Source organism: Serinicoccus sp. CUA-874 (assembly GCF_001942225.1).
GTDB lineage: Bacteria > Actinomycetota > Actinomycetes > Actinomycetales > Dermatophilaceae > Ornithinicoccus > Ornithinicoccus marinus.
The window spans coordinates 131,058-148,499 of sequence record NZ_MKJZ01000011.1 but is presented as its reverse complement, the minus strand read 5'-3'; the positions used below and the strand labels follow the sequence as shown (position 1 = coordinate 148,499).

Below are 17,442 nucleotides of genomic sequence, written 5' to 3'. Positions count from 1 at the left end.
CCCTCGTGCTCGTCCGTGGCGCACCGCCACCCTACAGGGATCGACCGCCGGCCCCGGGCCCTCGCGCCTCACATTGCCCGGGCCAGGCTCCGTCGCAGCAGGAGCGTGGCCAGGCTGAGCACGAGCAGGGCCATGGCGACCAGGACGCCCAGCTCGAGGAGGACGTCCGCCACGGCCGCCCCGCGCCGCTGGATGTCGGCGAGCGCGTCGTAGGCCCACGCGTGCGGGGTGAGGTGCGCCAGCGCGCGCAACCGGTCGGGGTAGAGCTCGAGGGGCACCATGCACCCACCGATCGCGCCGATCACCAGCCCGGCACCGACCGACAGCCCGCTGGCCGCACCCTCGGAGTCGACCAGGACGCCGATGACGAGGGCCACCCCCGCGGCGACCACGGCGAAGACGAGCATGACCAGCAGGGCGGACCAGAGGTGTCCCCAGTCCACGCCGAAGAGGAGCGAGCTGGCGACCATGATGTAGCCGCCCTGCGTCAGCGCGATCGCCACCCGCCCGAGGGCCAGGCCGGCGACCACCTCCGTCCCGGTCAGCGGAGCGCTCATCGTGCGGCGGACGACGCCGTCGCGTCGCGCCTTGATGAGGGTGGCCGACGCGCTGAGCGTGCTGAGGAAGACGAAGAGCAGCAGCTGTCCCGCCGCCCCGGTGCCGAAGCGTCCCGCTCCGGCGAACTCCTGGGCCCGCGGGTCCTCCGGCTCCTGCACCAGCAGCCGCGGCGCCGGCAGTGCCTGGGTCGCGACCTGCAGCGCCTCCTGAGCCGCGTCGCGTTCGGCGACCCGGGAGACGAGGGCGACCTGGGCCGCCTCGACCGCCACCGTCTCCGCCTGGGTGCGCACCACCTCGGCGACGGCCGGGGCCGCGGACGACGTGCCCTGCACGATCTCCAGGGACATCGGCTCTCCCCGGTCGTAGGCCTCGGCCGCCGCGGCCGGGACGAGCACACCGACCTCGACGTCACCGGCCGCCACCTGCTGCCGCAGCTGCGCGCCGTCGTCCAGCAGCGTGACCTCGAGGTCGGCCTCCTCCCACCGGTCGACCAGGGCCGCGCGGGCGGGGGTGTCCCCGGCGTGCACCGCGACCGCCCCGCCACGGCTCTCGCCGCCGAACTGCCAGCCGATGACGGCCACCATCGCGAGCGGGAAGATGAAGACGAAGAAGAGGTTGGAGCGGTCGGCGAAGAACCGCCGGAGCTCGACGGCCGCAATCGTGAGCACCCTCATACCAGCTCCCTCCGTCCGGGCAGGACCCGTGCGAGCAGCAGCATCACCACGGTGAACACGAGCAGCGTGAGCAGGGTGGGCCCGAGCGCCGTCACCCCACCGCCGCCGGCCGTGATTCCCAGACCCCGCCCCAGCGCGGCTACCGGGTTGAGCTGGAGCAGCTGCCCGAGGGTGCCGGTCGAGGGCACCCGGAAGAAGGCGCCACCGCTCATCCCCAGCGTGATCGCGACGATGGTCTGCGCGATCCCGGCCTGCTCCGCGGTGCGGGCGACCCGGACGACGACGAAGCTGATCGAGGTGGCGGCGGCCACCACCGCCGCCACGAGCACGGCCACGACGGGCGGTGAGCCGAGGTCCACGTCGTCGAGGAGCAGCGACCCGGCCGTGAGGAGGGCGAGCGTGGCGACCACCCCGAGCACCCAGCTCGACAACCCCTTGGAGAGCGGCACCCACCAGCGGGGTATCGGCGTCGAGAGGACACGCGCCAGCGTCCCCCACTCCCGCTCCACGACGATCCCGAGCACGCCGAAGCCGACGGTGAAGAGCAGGAAGAAGCCGGCCTGCCCCGCCACGATCGAGCCTCCCGGGCTGAGCTGCTCGGCGGCCGTGCGGCCGGGGGTCCAGACCACCGCGGGACCGCTCGTGCCCCGCAGCTCGCCCGCCAGACGCTCCGGGTCGACCCCGAGCTCGTCCGCGGCCCGCGCCGACCGGGCGGTGGCGGTGAGCTGGTCCAGCACCCCGTCGACGACGCTGGTGATAACGTCTGCCTCGAGGCCGGCGCCCGACGGCCGGTGCACCACCACCTCCGGCGCCCGACCCTCCTGGAGGGACCGGCCGAAGCCGTCCGGCAGGACGACGGCCGCACCCGCGTGCCCGTCGGCCACGAGCTCGGTGGCCTCCTCGGGGCCGACGTCACGCACCGTCACCTCCAGCTGCTCGGGGTCGATCCCCTCCAGCGTCCTGGGGACGACCGCGGCCAGGTCGTCACCGGCGGGCGCGCTGACCGCCACCGTGACGGGGTCGAGGTCGTCGGCGAGCGGGGTGAAGATCAGGGAGAACACCCACATGAGGGCCAGCGGGACCGCCAGACCGAAGATGAAGAAGGACTTGTCGAGCACCTGCTGCCGCAGGTCGCTCGCGACCATGACGAGGAGTCGGCGCATGGTCAGTCCCGCAGGGCCTTGCCGGTGAGGTGGAGGAAGACCGACTCGAGGTCGGGACGGGTGATCTCGACGTCGGACAGCGTCATCCCCGCCTCGCTCCCCGCGGCCACGATGTCGCTGATCGACCCCGGCTCCCGCCGCACCACGAGACGCAGCGCGGTGGGGCTCTCGTGCACCTGGTCGACGACGGGCAGCGAGGCGAGCGCGAGCGCGGCCTCCCCGAGCTGCCCGCTCCCGGTCAAGATCACCGTGTCGGTTCCGCCGACCAGGTCGACCAGCTCCTGCCGCGTGCCCTCGGCCCGCACCGCACCGTCGTCGACGATCGCGATCCGGTCGCAGAGCCGCTCTGCCTCCTCCATGTAGTGCGTCGTGTACAGGACTGCCATCCCCGCGGTGGACAGCTGCTCCACGGAGGTGAGGATCGCGTGCCGCGACTGCGGGTCGACGCCCACGGTCGGCTCGTCCAGCACGAGCAGCGCCGGCTCGTGCAGGAGCCCGACGGCGATGTTGAGCCGGCGCTTCATGCCCCCGGAGAAGGTCTTGCTCGGCCCCCGCGAGCGGTCGCCGAGACCCACCACCTCCAGGACGTGGGCCACGCGCTCCTTGAGGCGGGCGCCGGACAACCCCTGGAGCCGACCGAAGTAGAGCAGGTTGTCGCGCGCGGACAGCTCGGGATAGATCGCCAGGTCCTGGGGCACCAACCCGATGCTCCGCTTGGCCCGGATGGGGTGCCCGCCCATGCTCACGCCGGCCACCTCGACCGAACCCGCGTCCGGGACGAGGAGCCCGACGATCATCGAGATGGTGGTCGTCTTGCCGGCGCCGTTCGGGCCGAGCAGCCCCAAGGTCTCACCGGGCCTGATGTCGAGGCTGATGTCGTCGACCGCGACGTGCGTGCCGAAGCAGCGTCGCAGGCCGGTCACGCGGAGCACGGGATCGATCATGGCGCCACGCTAGGGCGCGACCCTCCGGAGGCGCCATGACATCTGTCCCCTGCTGGTCAGGACCTACCCTCACCTACGCTGGTGCTGTGGACCGCCTCAACGACCCGCCCTCGCCCAGCGTCACCGGCAGCCCGACGTCACCGCAGGAGGATGAGGTCGACCAGCTCGACGAGGCCTTCGACCGGGCGGCCCCGCGCTACGACCTGCTGACCCGGCTCAACCCGGGCTACCACCGTGCCCTACGGCTCGCGGCCCGTGGGCTCGTCTCGCGGCTCGAGGTCCCCGGCACCACGCTCAGCAGCGCCGACCAGGCGCCCCTGACCCTGTGGGACCTCGGCTGCGGCTCGGGCCTGTCCACGCAGGCCCTCCTTCGCTCCACCGGCCCGCAGGTCAGGATCGTCGGGCTGGACGCCTCGGCTGGCATGCTGCGGCAGGCGCGGGAGAAGGACTGGCCCGCCGGGGTGAGTTTCGTGCACGCCACCGCGCAGCAGCTGCCCGCCATCGCCGCCCAGGAGCTAGGTCGCCCGGCGGACGGCGCCTTCGCGGCATACCTCCTGCGCAACGTGCCCGAGGAGCAGCGGGACGCGGTGCTGCGCTCGGTCCTGGAGCAGGTGCGTCCCGGCGGATGGGTCGCGCTCCAGGACTACCACGTGGCCGGGGACGCCCGGGCCGAACGCACCTGGACCGCTGTCTGCCGAGGGGCGGTGACGCCGCTCGCGACCGTGACACGTGGTCATCCGGCCATCTACCGCTACCTGTGGCGCAGCGTGCTCGACAACGACAGCACCGCCGTCCTGGAGGACCGGGTCCGGCGCGCGGGCTTCGTGGACCTGTCCTGGAGCACGGCCGGTGGCTGGCAGCGCGGGATCCTGCACACCCTGCTGGCCCGTCGCCCGCAGCAGGAGGGAGGGCTCTCGTGAGCGGCACGCGCCCGGGCCTCGTGCCGGGACGGGACCGCCGCGCTCAGCTGCACCGCGCCGCCCCGGGTGCGGCCCGGCTGACGACGGACCAGGACGTGGTCGTCGTGGGCGGCGGCATCGCCGGGATCGCCGCCGCCGTGACGCTCGTCGAGCGCGGCGCGCGGGTCACCCTGGTCGAGGCGCAGGAGAGCCTCGGCGGACGGGTCAGGTCCTGGCCGGTGGGCGGCGGGCGCACCATGTCGCGCGGCTTCCACGCCTTCTTCCGGCAGTACTACACCCTGCGGGCGCTGCTGCGGCGGGTCGACCCGCGGGGTGAGCGGCTCGTGCCCGTACCCGACTACCCGCTGCGCCGCGGCGACGGGCTCACCGACAGCTTCGCCGCCCTGCCGGCCTCACCCCCCGCCAACCTGGCGGCCTTCGTGCTGCGCAGCCCCACCTTCCCCGTCACCGGGCTCGCCGACGTGCACCTGCCGAGCGCGCTGGAGCTCATCAGCACGTCCTACCCGGAGAGCCACGAGCGCTACGACGGTGAGTCCGCGGCCGACTTCCTGGACCGGCTGCGCTTCCCGGAGGGCGCCCGCCACCTCGCGCTGGAGGTCTTCGCGCGGTCCTTCTTCGCCCACCCCTCGGAGTTCGGCGCCGGCGAGCTCGTCGGGATGTTCCACACCTACTTCACCGGCTCCTCCGAGGGCCTGATCTTCGACGTGCCCGACGACGACTACGACACCGCCCTCTGGGCCCCCCTGCGCCGCTACCTCGAGCAGCACGGTGCGCAGGTGCGGACCGGCGAGCGGGTGGAGGCGCTGGAGCAGCGGCCGGAAGGCGGCTGGGACGTCGAGGTGGCGGGCGAGCGGCATACCGCCGACGCGGTCGTGCTCGCGACCGACCCCCGCGCGACCCGGCACCTGGTGCAGCCGTGGGCCGCGTCGGCGGCGACGACGGACGAGGCGACCCGTTCCTGGCACGAGCGCGTCGCGGCCGGGCGCAACGCGCCACCCTTCGCCGTGCTGCGGCTGTGGCTGGACCGCCCGGTCGAGGCCGGTCGCGAGGCCTTCCTCGGGACCAGCGGCTACGACCTGCTGGACAACATCACGGTCCTGGAGCGTTTCGAGCGCGGCGCGGAGGTCTGGGCGCAGGAGCACGCCGGCTCGGTCGTGGAGCTGCACGGGTATGCCGTCGACCCGGCACGGGACGAGGGTGTCGCCGGGCAGGGACGCTGCGGGCTGGACGAGCAGGCCGTCCGGGAGCGGCTGGTCAGCTCCCTGCACCAGGTCTACCCCGAGACCGCGGACGCGGTCGTGCTGCACGAGGAGCTCCTGGTCGAGGACGACTGCGGGCTGGTCGGCACCGGGCCGTGGCGGGACCGGCTCACGGTGGACACCCCCTACCCCGGGCTCGTGCTCGCCGGTGACGGCCTGCGCACCGCGTGGCCCATCGCCCTCATGGAGCGCGCGGCGGTCACCGGGGTGCTGGCGGCGAACGAGCTGCTCTCCGGGTGGGGCGTCCGGGGCGAGGACCTCTGGACCGTGCCGCTCCAGGGACTGCTGAGACGCCGGCCGGGCCGGACGGTGGCGTGAGGTGAGCCCGGGGCCGGACGCCCGCCGGGCGCAGCGGCCCGACGAGGCCACCCGCCCGCGGGTCGAGCGGGTCGACGCCGGCGGACAGCAGGGTGTCAGCACCGTCTGGCGGCTGCGCGCGCTGGGGCCGGCCCGCCAGCTGCTGCGGGCACGCCACCGCACCACGCAGGCGGGCTTCACGGCCGAGGCGATCCCGCGCGGCCGCCTGGAGCACCACCCGATCCTCGTCTCCGACGGGCCGCAGCACGACGAGCAACGCCGCAAGGTCGCCCGGTTCCTGGCCCCTGCGGTGGTCGCCGACCGCTACGGCGCCACGATGGCCCGGTGCGCCGACCGGCTCGTGGCGACCTTCCTCGAGGAGGGTCGGGTGCGGCTGGACGAGGCCGCACTGCACTACACCGTCGAGGTGACGGCCGAGCTGGTCGGCCTGACCGAGTCCCCGGTCCCCGCGATGTCACGCCGCCTGGTGAGCTTCTTCAACCAGCCGCCCTTCGACATCACCCGGGCCGACCTGGGCCGCTCCCGCCGGGACTGGGCCCGGGCCGCGCGCAACGGGTTGTGGCCCGTGCTGCGCTTCTGGTGGTCCGACGTGCGGCCGGCCGTGCGGTCCCGGCGCCGCACCCCCCGGACCGACATCGTCAGCCACCTGCTGGCGGAGGGCTACAGCCCCGCCAGCATCCTCGTGGAGTGCGTCACCTACGGGACGGCGGGGATGGTCACCACGCGGGAGTTCATCGTCATGGCCGCCTGGCACCTGCTGGAGGACCCCGACCTGCTGGAGACCTATCTCGCCGCCGACCAGCCCGCCCGGCTCGAGATGCTCGAGGAGATCATCCGGCTGGAGCCGGTGGTGGGCCACCTCTACCGCCGGGTGCAGCAGCCGGTCGAGATCCGTGACGGGGACGACACCTGGACGATCCCGGCCGGCGACCTCGTCGACGTCTGCGTCCGCGCCACCAACACCGACGAAGAGGCCGTCGGTGCGGCACCGATGGGCCTGTGCCCGGGCCGGGCGATGCCCCGCGGCACGGGCGGGTCGGGACTGGCCTTCGGTGACGGCGAGCACAAGTGCCCTGGTCAGCCGCTGGCCCTGCTCGAGACGGACGCGCTGCTGGTGCGGCTCCTGGCGCACCGGCCCCGCATCGCGCAGCAGCCCGAGCTCGGCTGGGACCACCTCATCGAGGGCTACTGGCTGCGCGGGCTCGACCTGTCGACCGGGTCGGCCTCAGCGTCCGGCAGCGAGTGACGATACGTCCAGGAGGTGAGCGCGGTCGCCACCATGGCGATGAGCACCCCCAGGAAGATGTGCGCCGAGGCGGCCCCGGCACGTCCCAGCGTGACCTGCACGATCACCGCGAGCGCCAGGAGCAGGGCGAGGGAGAGGTTGACCGGACCGGCTGACCGCCGCAGCACCAGGTAGCCGACCGCCGTCCCCACCACGACGCCTGCGGTCACCCAGGCCCCGACGCGGTGGTAAGCGACGTACTGACCCTGCCCGCCGAGGAAGGCCGCTGCCCAGCCGGCCTGGGCGACGACGGCGCTCAGCGCCAGCGTCGCGAGCGTGCGCAGCACGACGAGGTGCGGGTGCGGCATCCCTGCGGGCAGGCGCAGCGCCATCCGGCTCACGCCCCCACCGGGCCGGGGAGGCGGTGCAGCGGACCGCGGGCCAGCACGTCTGTCAGGATCGCCACCTTCGTCCGCCGGGGCACCCGGCGGCGCGCGGTGAAGACGTCGTAGTCGGCCGCCTCGATCCGGTCCAGGATGAGGGAGTACATCCGCAGCGCGGTGGCCACGCACCGGGCGCCCCGGGGCGGCAGCATGGCGACGCCGCGGGAGGCGTCGGCGTAGAGCTCCCGGTTGCGGGCGATCTGCTCGGCCATCATCGCCCGCCAGGCCGGCGTCACGGCTCGCTGGTGCGGGTCGGCGCCGTGCCGCGCGAGATCGTCCTGGGGGAGGTAGACCCTCCCGCGGTCGAGGTCCTCGCCGACGTCGCGCAGGAAGTTGGTGAGCTGGAAGGCGAGCCCCAGGGAGCGCGCGGGGGCCTTCGCCGCCGGGGTGGTGGGCTCGAGGACCGGCAGCATCATCTCGCCGATGACCGCGGCCGAGCCCTCCATGTAGCCGTCCCGCAGCTCCTCCCAGCTGGCCCACGTCTCGCGGGTGAGGTCGAGCTCCATCGCCCGGAAGAAACGGTCGAAGCACTCGGGGTCGGTGCCGCGCCGGCGCAGGCTGTCCACCACGGCCGCCATCACCGGGTCGCTCGATCCCCCCTGCGCCAGCGCCGAGGTGAACAGCTCCTCGAAGCGGCGCAGCCTGACCCCCGGGTCGGGGTCGGGTGGCACCGGGACCCGGACCGTCTCGGGCTCGTCGACGATGTCGTCGGCCAGCCGGCACAGGGCATACACGGCGTAGACGTCGACGCGTTGCCCGGTCGGCAGCAGGCGGGCACCCCAGTAGTAGGTCGTGCCGTGTCGACGGGTGAGCCGCTCGCACTCCGCGTAGCCCTCCGCCAGGACCGGGTCCGCAGCCTCCGTGCCCCGTCGCGCCATGTCCTCAGCCTACCGGCGGATAGGCTCGGGGACGGAGGTGAGGCGGTGCACGACGTCGCGATCGTCGGCCTGGGGCCGGCCGGGCGCGCGCTCGCGTCCCACTGCGTGGACCGGGGGCTGGACGTGCTGGCGGTCGACCCCCGCCCCGATGCGGTGTGGCGTCCGACCTACGGCGTCTGGGAGGACGAGCTGAGCCACCTCCCCCCGGCGGTCGTCCGGCACCGCGTCGCGCAGCCCGAGCTGCGCAGCCGGGGCCGGCACCGGTTGGACCGGGCCTACGTGGTGCTGGACAACGCCGAGCTGCAGCGGACCCTGCCGCTGGAAGGAGCCACCGTCGAGCGGGCCCGTCTGACGGATGTGGAGATGACGGGTCTGCGCGGGCGGGCCCGGGTGGTGGTCGACGCCCGGGGCGCTCGGCCCGCGGGTCACGTGCCGGACGACCCCGCCGCCGCGCAGACGGCCTACGGCGTCGTGGTCCCGAGTGAGGTGGCCGTCCCGGCCCTGGACGGGGCCGAGGCGCTGCTCATGGACTGGCGCACCGACTGGTCGCCCCACCCCCGCCCCGGCGGGTCCCGACCTTCCTCTACGCCATCCCGCTCGGGCCGCAGGAGGTGCTGCTGGAGGAGACCTGCCTGGCGGCAGCACCCGGTATGCCCGTCGCCCAGCTCCGGGACCGGCTGCAGCACCGGCTGCGGGCCCGGGGCGTCGCGATGGACGCGCTGGACGAACCGCGGAGCCGCGAGGTGGTGCGTATCCCGATGCGCGGCCGTGACGCGCCAGCCCCCGAGGGCACGGTGGCCCTGGGCGTGGCGGGACGCGGGGGGCACCCGGTCACCGGCTACTCGGTCGCGTCCTCGCTGGCCCGCGCCCGCACCCTCGCCACGCAGCTCGCCGCCGGGGAGCGACCGCACCAGGTCGACGTGGCCGGGCCGGCCGACGTGGTGCGCGAGCTCGGGTTGCGGGCACTGCTGCGGCTGGACACCGCCGGCACGCTCGAGCTCTTCGAGGCCTTCGGCCGGCTCGAGCCGCACCGGCAGCGCGCCTTCATGTCCCGCACCAGCGGTGCCCCGGAGCTGCTGGGCGCCATGTGGCAGATGTTCTCCGCGATGCCCGGGCACGGCCGCGTCGAGCTGGTGCGCGCCACCTTCGGCGCACCGTGGGAGGGCCTGCGCCTCGGCCGGTGACGACTGCTGTCAGCCGACGAGTTGACGCACCCGCTCGGCCGCGAGCCGGCCGGAGGGCAGCACCATCGGCACCCCGACACCGGGCACCGTGCCGGAGCCGGCGAAGACGAGGCCGGGCACCCGCCGATCGATGTTGTTCGGCCGGAACGGTCCGGTCTGCGGGAAGGTGTGGGCCAGCGCGAATGGCGTGCCGGCGGCCATGCCTTGCGCCTGCCAGTCCGCCGGGGTGACGAGCTGCTCGGTGACGACACCGGTGGGGTAGCCCGCCTCGTCGAGGAAGGTCAGCAGCCGCTCGCGCATCATGTCGCGGGTCGACTCCCGCTCCCAGTCGACCGAGCCGACCTCGAGGTTGGGCGTCGGCTCCAGGACGTAGAGCGTGCTGTGGCCCTCCGGGGCGGCCTCCTCGTCGTCGAGCGAGTGCACGGTCACCAGCCGGGAGGGGTCGCCCATGAGGGTGCCCCGCTTCAGCAGGTCGTCGAAGGCGCCGGACCACTCGTGCCCGAAGTGGATGTTGTGGTGCCCCTTGCCCTCGGGCACGCCCTCGACCCCGACGTGCCACACCACGCAGGAGGGCGAGTAGCGCCCGCCCAGCAGCCCGCTCACGGCACGCGGTGGGCGCACGTCCGGGAGCCACCAGCGGTAGACGCTGGGCAGGTCCACGGTGGCCACCACCGCGTCGGCGGCGACGTGCTGGCCGTCGTCGGTGGCCACGCCGCGCACCCGACCCGCCGAGTCGCGCAGCAGCGAGGTCACCGAGGTGCCGTAGCGGAACTGCGCACCGGCGTCGGCCGCGGCCCCGGCGAGCGCGTCGGGGACCGCGCGCATCCCGCCGCGCGGGAAGAAGACGCCCTCGATGGAGTCCATGTAGGTGATGACCGCGTAGATCGACAGCGCGTCGTCCGGGGCGAGCCCGGCATACATCGCCTGGAAGGAGAAGAGCCGGTGCAGCCGCTCGTCGGAGAAGCGGCGGCGGATCATCGGGCCGAGCCGGCCGAAGCCACCCATGCCCAGCAGCTGCGCGGCGGCGCGGGGGCGGGCCAGCAGGTCGGTGGGGCGGTCGAAGTTGCGGTCGATGAAGTGCGGCATCTCGGCGAGGTAGAGCCGGCGCAGCCAGCCGACGAACTCGTCGAAGGCCGCGGCGTCGACGCTGCCACACTCGCGGTGGATCTCCTCGCGCATCCCGGCGTGGCCGTGGCGGACGTCGAGCGTGGACCCGTCGGCGAAGAAGCCGCGGTATGCCGGGTCCAGGAGCCTCAGCTCCAGCCGCTCCGCGAGGCTCGACCCGGCGGCACGCAGGGGTCGGTCGATGAGGTCCGGCATCGTCAGCACGGTCGGCCCGGTGTCGAAGGTGAAGCCGTCCTGGGTGAGCCGGCCGGCCCGCCCGCCCGGGACGTCCTCGCGCTCGACGACGGTGACCCGGTGCCCGTCCCCGACCAGGTGGCAGGCGGCGGCCAGACCGGCGAGGCCTGCCCCGACGATGACGACGTGACTCATGCGTCCCTCCAGGCGATCGCGCGGGCCTCGTCGCGCAGACCGGCGATGCCCTCCTCGGTGAGCAGGCCCGGCCGGAGCGCCGCCTCGGCGGCCTCGACCTCCTCGCGGATCCTCGTCTCCAGGTCCTGCCGGACGCCGGCCGACTCCAGGGCGTCCTGCAGCACCGCGACGTCCTCGGCGCGGGCCTGGTCGGTGCCGACCCGGGCCATCGCGTCGGCCGCCGCACCGGTCAGCCGCTCCGACCCCAGCACCCAGATGAGCGTGGTCTTGCCCTCGCGCAGGTCGTCGCCGCTGGGCTTGCCCGTCCGCTCCGGCTCGCCCCACACCCCGAGGATGTCGTCGCGCCAGGCGAAGGCGCGGCCCAGGTGCCGACCGTAGGCCGAGAGCGCCTCGCGCTGCTCCCCGTCGGCGACGGCGGCCAGCGAGCCGAGCTGCAGCGGTCGCTCGATGGTGTAGGCGCCGGACTTCAGGGCCGCGACGGCCTCGGCGTGGGCCAGGTCCCGCCGGCCCGCCGCGGAGCCGGTCAGGTCGCCGCGCTGCCCGGCGATGAGCTCCAGGTTCAGCTCGTACCAGTAGTCGCGCATCGTGCTCGGGAGGGGGTTCACGAGGCGGTCGGCCAGGGAGTGCGCAAGGTCACCGAGGAGGATCGCGATGTTCTCGCCGAACCGCTCCGCGCGCCCCTGACCACCGCCCTGCCGGTGCCTCTTCGCCGCCACGACGTGGGCGGCAGGCGCGCCCCGCCGGGTGGACGACTGGTCCATGACGTCGTCGTGGATGAGCGCGAAGGCGTGGAGCATCTCCAGGGCGGCGGCCGCCCGCACGAGGTCGTCGTGGCAGCGGGAGCCGAGGCGCCCCCCGGCGGCGACGAAGCCCCAGTGGCCCATGCGCGGCCGCAGCCGCTTGCCGCCGTGGGTGAGCACGGCGCGCAGCCAGCTCGGCAGGTCACCCGGCTCGTCGGCGATCAGGTCGACCGGCCCGCTCGGGGCGAGGGTCGACCACATCTGGTCGGTCCAGGAGCACTCGTCCCCGATGAGCGCCTCGACCCGGTCGAGGGTGCCGCGCGCTTCCGCGCCACCCGTGGCCCGAGCATCCGTCGAGGAGCCCGGTCGCAGCGGCAGCCGGAGCCGCTCGGACTCCAGCAGGGGCACCTGCTCGGCCGCCCACGGGCTGTAGACCCCGGGGAGGGCGCGCACGCCCGCGACCAGGTCGTCCCACTCGACCCAGAGGTGCTCGGCCACCTCCGCCGGGTCCGGGAGGAGCTCGCCGCTCACCCGTCCGGCGAAGACCGGGCAGACCTCGTTCTCGACGATGCCGCTCGCGTCCGTCGCGCGGTAGGCGAACGTGGGCAGGGCGAGCTGGAGGTCGGTGACGTCGACGCCCAGCTCCTCCTGCAGCCGCCGGCGCACCGCGGCCCCGTCGGGCTCGTCCGGCCGGGGGTGGCCGCAGCAGGCGTTGGTCCAGACGCCCGGCCAGGTCCGCTTGGACAGCGCCCGCCGGGTGAGCAGCACCCGCCCCCGCTCGTCGAAGAGGTAGAGCGAGAAGGCGCGGTGCCGTGGGGTCGTCGCGGTATGCACGTCCTGCCGCGGGGCCGTGCCGAGGGCGCGGCCGTCCTCGTCCACGAGCACGACCAGGTCCTGGACCACGTCGGTCATCTGAGCTCCCTTGCGGTCGGTGAATCCCAGAGGACAAGCGTAGGCGGCGCCTCCTCCGGGCGCGCGTCGCGGGTCCTCAGCAGGCTCACAGCCCGGGCACGGGTGGGTGCTACGAGGCGTCCCTAGCGTGGACGCCACCCCACACCGAGGAGAGCGCCGTGACCCCCAGGACCCAGCCACGCACCTACGAGGGGCGCGCCCTGCCCCGCCCCGACGACGACCTCGAGGACCAGGGCCTGGCCTTCGACGTCGGCACGCTGCTCAGCCGCCGCCGGGCGCTGGGCCTGCTCGGGCTCGGTGCGGCCGGCACGCTGGCCGCCTGCGCCCCGGCGGGCACCGGCTCGACCGCGGCCTCCTCGAGCGCCACCTCGGAGGCCGCGGCGGCCACCTCCGCCGCCACCGGGGACGACGCGGCCGCGACCAGCACCGCCGACCTCACCGAGATCCCCGACGAGACCGCGGGTCCCTACCCCGGCGACGGCTCCAACGGCGCCGACGTGCTCGAACAGAGCGGCGTCGTCCGCTCCGACCTGACCAGCAGCTTCGGCGACTCCGCCGGGGGCACGGCCACGGGCATACCCATGACGCTGGAGCTGACCCTGCTCGACATCGCCGCCGGCGGCGGCCCCATGACCGGCGCCGCGGTCTACGTCTGGCACTGCACCGACAGCGGGCTCTACTCGATGTATTCCTCCGGCGTGGAGGACGAGAACTTCCTGCGCGGTGTGCAGGTCACCGACGACGCGGGTGTGGTGACCTTCACCAGCATCGTGCCCGGGTGCTACGCCGGCCGGTGGCCGCATATCCACGTCGAGGTCTATCCGGACGAGGCGAGCATCGTCGACTCCACGACCAACATCTGCACCTCGCAGGTGGCGCTGCCCCAGGGCATGTCGGAGGCGGTCTACGCGACCAGCGGCTACGACGGGTCGACCGAGAACCTCGGGCAGCTCACCCTGGCCAGCGACAACGTCTTCGGCGACGACGGGGGCGTGCACCAGCTCGCCACGGTCTCCGGCGACACGGACGCGGGGTATGTCGTGCGCCTCACCGTCCCCATCGACACGACCACTGCCGCGAGCAGTGGGGAGATGGGCGGCGGTGGCGGCCAGGGCGGCGAGCCGCCCGAGCCCCCGGCGGGGGGCTGAGCCCCAGGAGACTGAGCCCGCCCCGCTGGCTCAGCGCTGCGGAAGCTCCCGCTTCTGCGCCCCGACGTACTCGCTCAGCGGGCGGATGAGGGCGTTGGCGCCCTGCTGCTCGCGGATGTGCGCCGTCCACCCGGTGATCCGGGCCATGACGAACAGCGGCGTGAACATCGGGATGTCGAAGCCCATGAGGTGGTAGGTCGGCCCCGCCGGGTAGTCGAGGTTGGGGTGGATGTTCTTGCGCTCGAGCATGGCGTCCTTGAGCCGGTCATAGGTCGCCAGCAGGCCCGGGTGGTCCTCGCCGGCGAAGGTGCGCAGCGCGGCGTCCATCGTCGGCACCCGCGAGTCACCGGTCTTGTAGACCCGGTGGCCGAAGCCCATGATCTTGCGCTTCTCCGCCAGCGCGGTGTCCAGCCACGCCTCGGCGTTGTCGGCGTCGCCGACCTCGGCGAGCATGTGCATGACCGCCTCGTTGGCGCCGCCGTGCAACGGACCCTTGAGCGCGCCGATGGCCGCGGTGACGGCGCTGTAGACGTCGGAGAGGGTCGAGGTGACGACCCGCGCGGTGAACGTCGAGGCGTTGAAGGAGTGCTCGGCATACAGCGTCATCGAGGTCTCGAAGGCGGTGACCGTGGCCTCGTCGGGGGCCTCGCCGAAGGTCATCGCCAGGAAGTTCTCCGAGTAGCCCAGCGACGGGTCGGGCGCGATCGGCTCCTGGCCCCGGCGGCGGCGCTGCTCGATCGCGACGATGGTGGGGAGCTGGGCGAAGAGCGCCACGGACACCGCCAGGGTGTCCTCCGGGTCGTCGGACTCCGAGCGCGGGTCACGCGCCCCGAGCCAGCTCACGGCCGTGCGCACCGTGTCCATCGGATGGCAGTCCTCGGGGAGCCCGCGCAGGACCTCGACCAGCTCGTCCGGGACGGCGCGCAGGCCGCGCTCGGTCTCCGTGAAGGTGGCCAGCTCGTCCTCGGTCGGCAGCTCGCCGTGCCACAGCAGCCAGGCCACCTCCTCGAAGGAGCACTGCGCCGCGAGGTCCTGCACCGGGTAGCCGCGGTAGATGAGGGTGCTGGTCTCCGCGTCGACCTTGGAGACGGAGGTCTCGTCGACGACGACGCCGGCGAGGCCGCGGTGGATGGTGGTCTCGGTCATGGTGGGTCCTTCCTCACTGCTCGCCGGGGACGGCGAAGTCGAAGATGTCGGCGTCGAAGCTGCTGTAGTCGGCATACCGCAGCACCTCGTAGAGGCGCGCGCGGGTCTGCATCTGCGGGACGAGGTCGCTCTGGGTGCCCTCGTGCGCGATCGTGGCGAGCGAGGCCTCGATCGCCCCCATCGCCAGGCGCTGCAGGGTCACCGGGTAGATGACCATGGACACGCCGGCGTCCGCGAGCTGGGTCGTGGTGAACAGCTCGCTCTGCCCGAACTCGGTCATGTTGGCCAGGATGGGCACGTCGAGGGCCTGCGCGAAGGCCTCGAACTCCGAGAGGTCCTTGAGGGCCTCGGGGAAGATGAGGTCGGCCCCGGCGTCGGCGTAGGCCCTCGCCCGATCCAGCGCGGCGTCGAAGCCCTCGACCGCGCGGGCGTCGGTGCGGGCGCACAGGACGAACTCCGGGTCGGTGCGCGCCACCACGGCGGCCCGGACGCGCCGCAGCATCTCCTCGGTGCTCACGACCTGCTTGCCGTCGAGGTGGCCGCAGCGCTTGGGGTTGACCTGGTCCTCCAGGTGCGCCCCGGCCAGGCCCGCGCGCTCCAGGCCGGTGATGGTGCGGGCGACGTTGCTGGGCTCGCCGAAGCCGGTGTCGGCGTCGATCATGGCCGGCAGCGAGGTCATGCCCGCGATCTCCTGGCCGCGGTCGATCACCTCGCTGGCCGTGGTCAGCCCGATGTCGGGCAGCCCGCGCTCGGCCGCGAGGACCGAGCCAGAGATGTAGACGCCCTCGAAGCCGGCCTGCTCGATGAGCGGCACGGACAGCGGCGTGAACGCGCCGACATACCGCTGGATCCGCCCGGAGGAGAGACCGGCACGGAAGGCCTGGCGGCGCCGGGTCGGGGCGAGCACGCCCTCGGTGGCCTGGTCGCCGCTCACCGGAAGATCCCCTGCGGCCCGACCTCGAGGGTGAGGGCGTCGGCGACGACGTTGAGCTCATGCAGCCGCCCCGCGGGCAGGTCCGCCAGCCCGGAGACGACCTCGAGGAAGCGGTCCTGCTCGGCCTTGCTGGCCACGCCCTCGGCGAGGGTGCGGAACTTCGCGACGTACTGGTCCCGGGCGAAGGGCCGTGCCCCCGCCGGGTGCGCGTCCGCGACCGCGAGCTCGTCGGCGACGACCGTGCCGTCCTGGAGCGTGATCTCGACCCGACCGCCGAAGGCCGGCTCGGCCGCGTGGTAGGCCTCGGTCCAGCGGGGGTCCTCCACCGTGCTGATCTTGTGCCATAGCTCGACGGTCGAGGGCCGGCCGGCGCGCTCGGGGGTGTAGGAGTCGACGTGGTGCCAGGTCCCGTCCTCGAGGGCCACCGCGAAGATGTACATGATCGAGTGGTCCAGGGTCTCCCGCGACGCCTTCGGGTCCATCTTCTGCGGGTCGTTGGCGCCGGTGCCGATGACGTAGTGCGTGTGGTGGCTGGTCTGGATGAGGACCGACTCGACCTGCGACAGGTCCGGCACCTGCTCGCGCAGCCGCACCGCGAGGTCGATGAGCGCCTGGCTCTGGTACTCCGCGGAGTACTCCTTGGTGTAGGTCCGCAGGATCGCCCGCTTGGGCTCGCCCGGGCCGGGCAGCGGCACCTGGTAGTGCGCCTCCTTGCCGTCCAGCATCCAGGCGATGACGCCGTCCTCGCCCTCGTAGATCGGCGCCGGCGCACCCTCACCCCGCACCGCCCGGTCGAAGGCCTCGATCGCGGCCTTGCCGGCGTAGGCCGGGGCATACGCCTTCCAGCTGGAGATCTCGCCCTTGCGCGACTGCCGGGTCGCGGTCGTCGTGTGCAACGCCTGGCCGATCGCCTGGTAGGTCACCTCGGTCGGCGCCCCGAGCAGGGTCCCGAGGCCGGCCGCTGCGGACGGGCCGAGGTGGGCGACGTGGTCGATCTTGTGCGCGTGCAAGCTGATCGCACGGACCAGGTCGACCTGGATCTCGTATCCGGTCGCGAGCGCCCGCAGCAGGCTCGCACCGTCGGCGCGACGTGCTGGGCTACCGCCAGGATCGGCGGGATGTTGTCGCCGGGATGGGAGTACTCCGCGGCGAGGAAGGTGTCGTGGTAGTCCAGCTCGCGGACCGCGGTGCCGTTGGCCCAGGCCGCCCACTCCGGGGAGACCCGCGCCTCCGGGTCCCCGAAGATCGCCGCACCCTGCGCGCCGTCGGCAGGGGTGTGCCGGTGGGCGAGCGCCTGGTCTCGCGCCACGACCGCGGGGCGCCGGTTGACCGAGGCGAGCGCGACCGAGGCGTTGTCGATGACCCGGTTGATCACCATGTCGGCGACCTCGGCCTCCACGGCGACCGGGTCGGCGGCGACCTCCGCGATCTTCCAGGCGAGCTGGTCCTCGCGGGCCAGCTCGTCGGCGCTGGGGTGGACGCGCACGTCGTGCGTGATCATC

13 protein-coding genes and 3 pseudogenes are annotated in these 17,442 nt (G+C 73.9%); 6 read left to right on the top strand and 10 right to left on the bottom strand.

The window, feature by feature from the left end; all coding sequences use genetic code 11:
• Positions 1 to 68 precede the first annotated feature (68 nt).
• The 3 genes and pseudogenes from BJF80_RS04330 to BJF80_RS04320 all read right to left on the bottom strand — a co-directional run.
• Positions 69 to 1,232: an ABC transporter permease gene (locus BJF80_RS04330; RefSeq protein WP_075811618.1), complete on the bottom strand. Its 1,164-nt coding sequence runs from the start codon at positions 1,230 to 1,232 to the stop codon at positions 69 to 71.
• Positions 1,229 to 2,395, bottom strand: coding sequence for an ABC transporter permease (locus BJF80_RS04325; protein WP_083673446.1), 1,167 nt, complete (start codon positions 2,393 to 2,395; stop codon positions 1,229 to 1,231). The genes BJF80_RS04330 and BJF80_RS04325 overlap by 4 nt, the downstream gene beginning before the upstream one ends.
• A 2-nt stretch (positions 2,396 to 2,397) precedes the next feature.
• Positions 2,398 to 3,285: pseudogene (locus BJF80_RS04320) on the bottom strand (ATP-binding cassette domain-containing protein); the annotation flags it as partial.
• 140 nt (positions 3,286 to 3,425) lie between these two features.
• Between BJF80_RS04320 and BJF80_RS04315 the strand changes: the two are divergent.
• From BJF80_RS04315 to BJF80_RS04305, 3 genes are read left to right on the top strand one after another with little or no spacing between them, the layout of a single operon-like run.
• Positions 3,426 to 4,259, top strand: coding sequence for a methyltransferase domain-containing protein (locus BJF80_RS04315; RefSeq protein ID WP_075811614.1), 834 nt, complete (start codon positions 3,426 to 3,428; stop codon positions 4,257 to 4,259).
• Positions 4,256 to 5,836 (top strand): FAD-dependent oxidoreductase, encoded by a 1,581-nt coding sequence (locus BJF80_RS04310; RefSeq protein WP_075811612.1) that lies wholly within the window; start codon positions 4,256 to 4,258, stop codon positions 5,834 to 5,836. Before BJF80_RS04315 ends, BJF80_RS04310 begins: the two co-directional genes overlap by 4 nt.
• A gap of 1 nt (position 5,837) precedes the next feature.
• Positions 5,838 to 7,082, top strand: a complete 1,245-nt coding sequence (locus BJF80_RS04305) for a cytochrome P450 (protein ID WP_075811610.1) — start codon at positions 5,838 to 5,840, stop codon at positions 7,080 to 7,082.
• On the opposite strand, the gene BJF80_RS04300 is transcribed toward BJF80_RS04305, so the two are convergent.
• Together BJF80_RS04300 and BJF80_RS04295 are read right to left on the bottom strand one after the other, a co-directional pair.
• Complete coding sequence (locus BJF80_RS04300) at positions 7,022 to 7,453, bottom strand: hypothetical protein (protein ID WP_075811608.1); 432 nt, start codon at positions 7,451 to 7,453, stop codon at positions 7,022 to 7,024. The genes BJF80_RS04305 and BJF80_RS04300 overlap by 61 nt on opposite strands.
• A 5-nt stretch (positions 7,454 to 7,458) precedes the next feature.
• Positions 7,459 to 8,382: a phytoene/squalene synthase family protein gene (locus tag BJF80_RS04295; protein ID WP_075811606.1), complete on the bottom strand. Its 924-nt coding sequence runs from the start codon at positions 8,380 to 8,382 to the stop codon at positions 7,459 to 7,461.
• Here BJF80_RS04295 and BJF80_RS21460 point away from each other — a divergent pair.
• Positions 8,302 to 8,913: pseudogene (locus BJF80_RS21460) on the top strand (lycopene cyclase family protein); the annotation flags it as partial. The gene BJF80_RS04295 and the pseudogene BJF80_RS21460 overlap by 81 nt on opposite strands.
• Positions 8,913 to 9,566, top strand: a complete 654-nt coding sequence (locus BJF80_RS20655; RefSeq protein WP_083673445.1) for a lycopene cyclase family protein — start codon at positions 8,913 to 8,915, stop codon at positions 9,564 to 9,566. The pseudogene BJF80_RS21460 and the gene BJF80_RS20655, both read left to right, overlap by 1 nt.
• A gap of 9 nt (positions 9,567 to 9,575) precedes the next feature.
• Here the strand turns inward: BJF80_RS20655 and crtI are convergent, their stop codons facing one another.
• Both crtI and idi read right to left on the bottom strand, forming a co-directional pair.
• On the bottom strand, positions 9,576 to 11,060 hold the full coding sequence (gene crtI, locus BJF80_RS04285) for a phytoene desaturase family protein (RefSeq protein WP_075811604.1): 1,485 nt from the start codon (positions 11,058 to 11,060) through the stop codon (positions 9,576 to 9,578).
• Positions 11,057 to 12,712 carry an isopentenyl-diphosphate Delta-isomerase gene (gene idi / locus BJF80_RS04280; protein ID WP_075811602.1) on the bottom strand — a complete coding sequence of 552 codons (1,656 nt, stop codon included), beginning with the start codon at positions 12,710 to 12,712 and terminating at the stop codon, positions 11,057 to 11,059. Before idi ends, crtI begins: the two co-directional genes overlap by 4 nt.
• A gap of 158 nt (positions 12,713 to 12,870) precedes the next feature.
• Between idi and BJF80_RS04275 the strand changes: the two genes are divergently transcribed.
• Entirely contained in the window at positions 12,871 to 13,860 is a 990-nt protein-coding gene (locus tag BJF80_RS04275; protein WP_075811600.1) for a dioxygenase family protein, read from the top strand.
• Between the two features lie 30 nt (positions 13,861 to 13,890).
• Here BJF80_RS04275 and BJF80_RS04270 read toward each other — a convergent pair whose 3' ends face one another.
• The 3 genes and pseudogenes from BJF80_RS04270 to BJF80_RS04260 all read right to left on the bottom strand — a co-directional run bounded on the left by BJF80_RS04270 (position 13,891) and on the right by BJF80_RS04260 (position 17,441).
• Positions 13,891 to 15,006 carry a bifunctional 2-methylcitrate synthase/citrate synthase gene (locus BJF80_RS04270; protein WP_075811598.1) on the bottom strand — a complete coding sequence of 372 codons (1,116 nt, stop codon included), beginning with the start codon at positions 15,004 to 15,006 and terminating at the stop codon, positions 13,891 to 13,893.
• A 13-nt stretch (positions 15,007 to 15,019) separates the two neighbouring features.
• Positions 15,020 to 15,940, bottom strand: coding sequence for a methylisocitrate lyase (gene prpB, locus BJF80_RS04265; protein WP_083653096.1), 921 nt, complete (start codon positions 15,938 to 15,940; stop codon positions 15,020 to 15,022).
• Positions 15,937 to 17,441: pseudogene (locus BJF80_RS04260) on the bottom strand (MmgE/PrpD family protein). Before BJF80_RS04260 ends, prpB begins: the two are co-directional and overlap by 4 nt.
• Position 17,442: the final 1 nt, after the last annotated feature.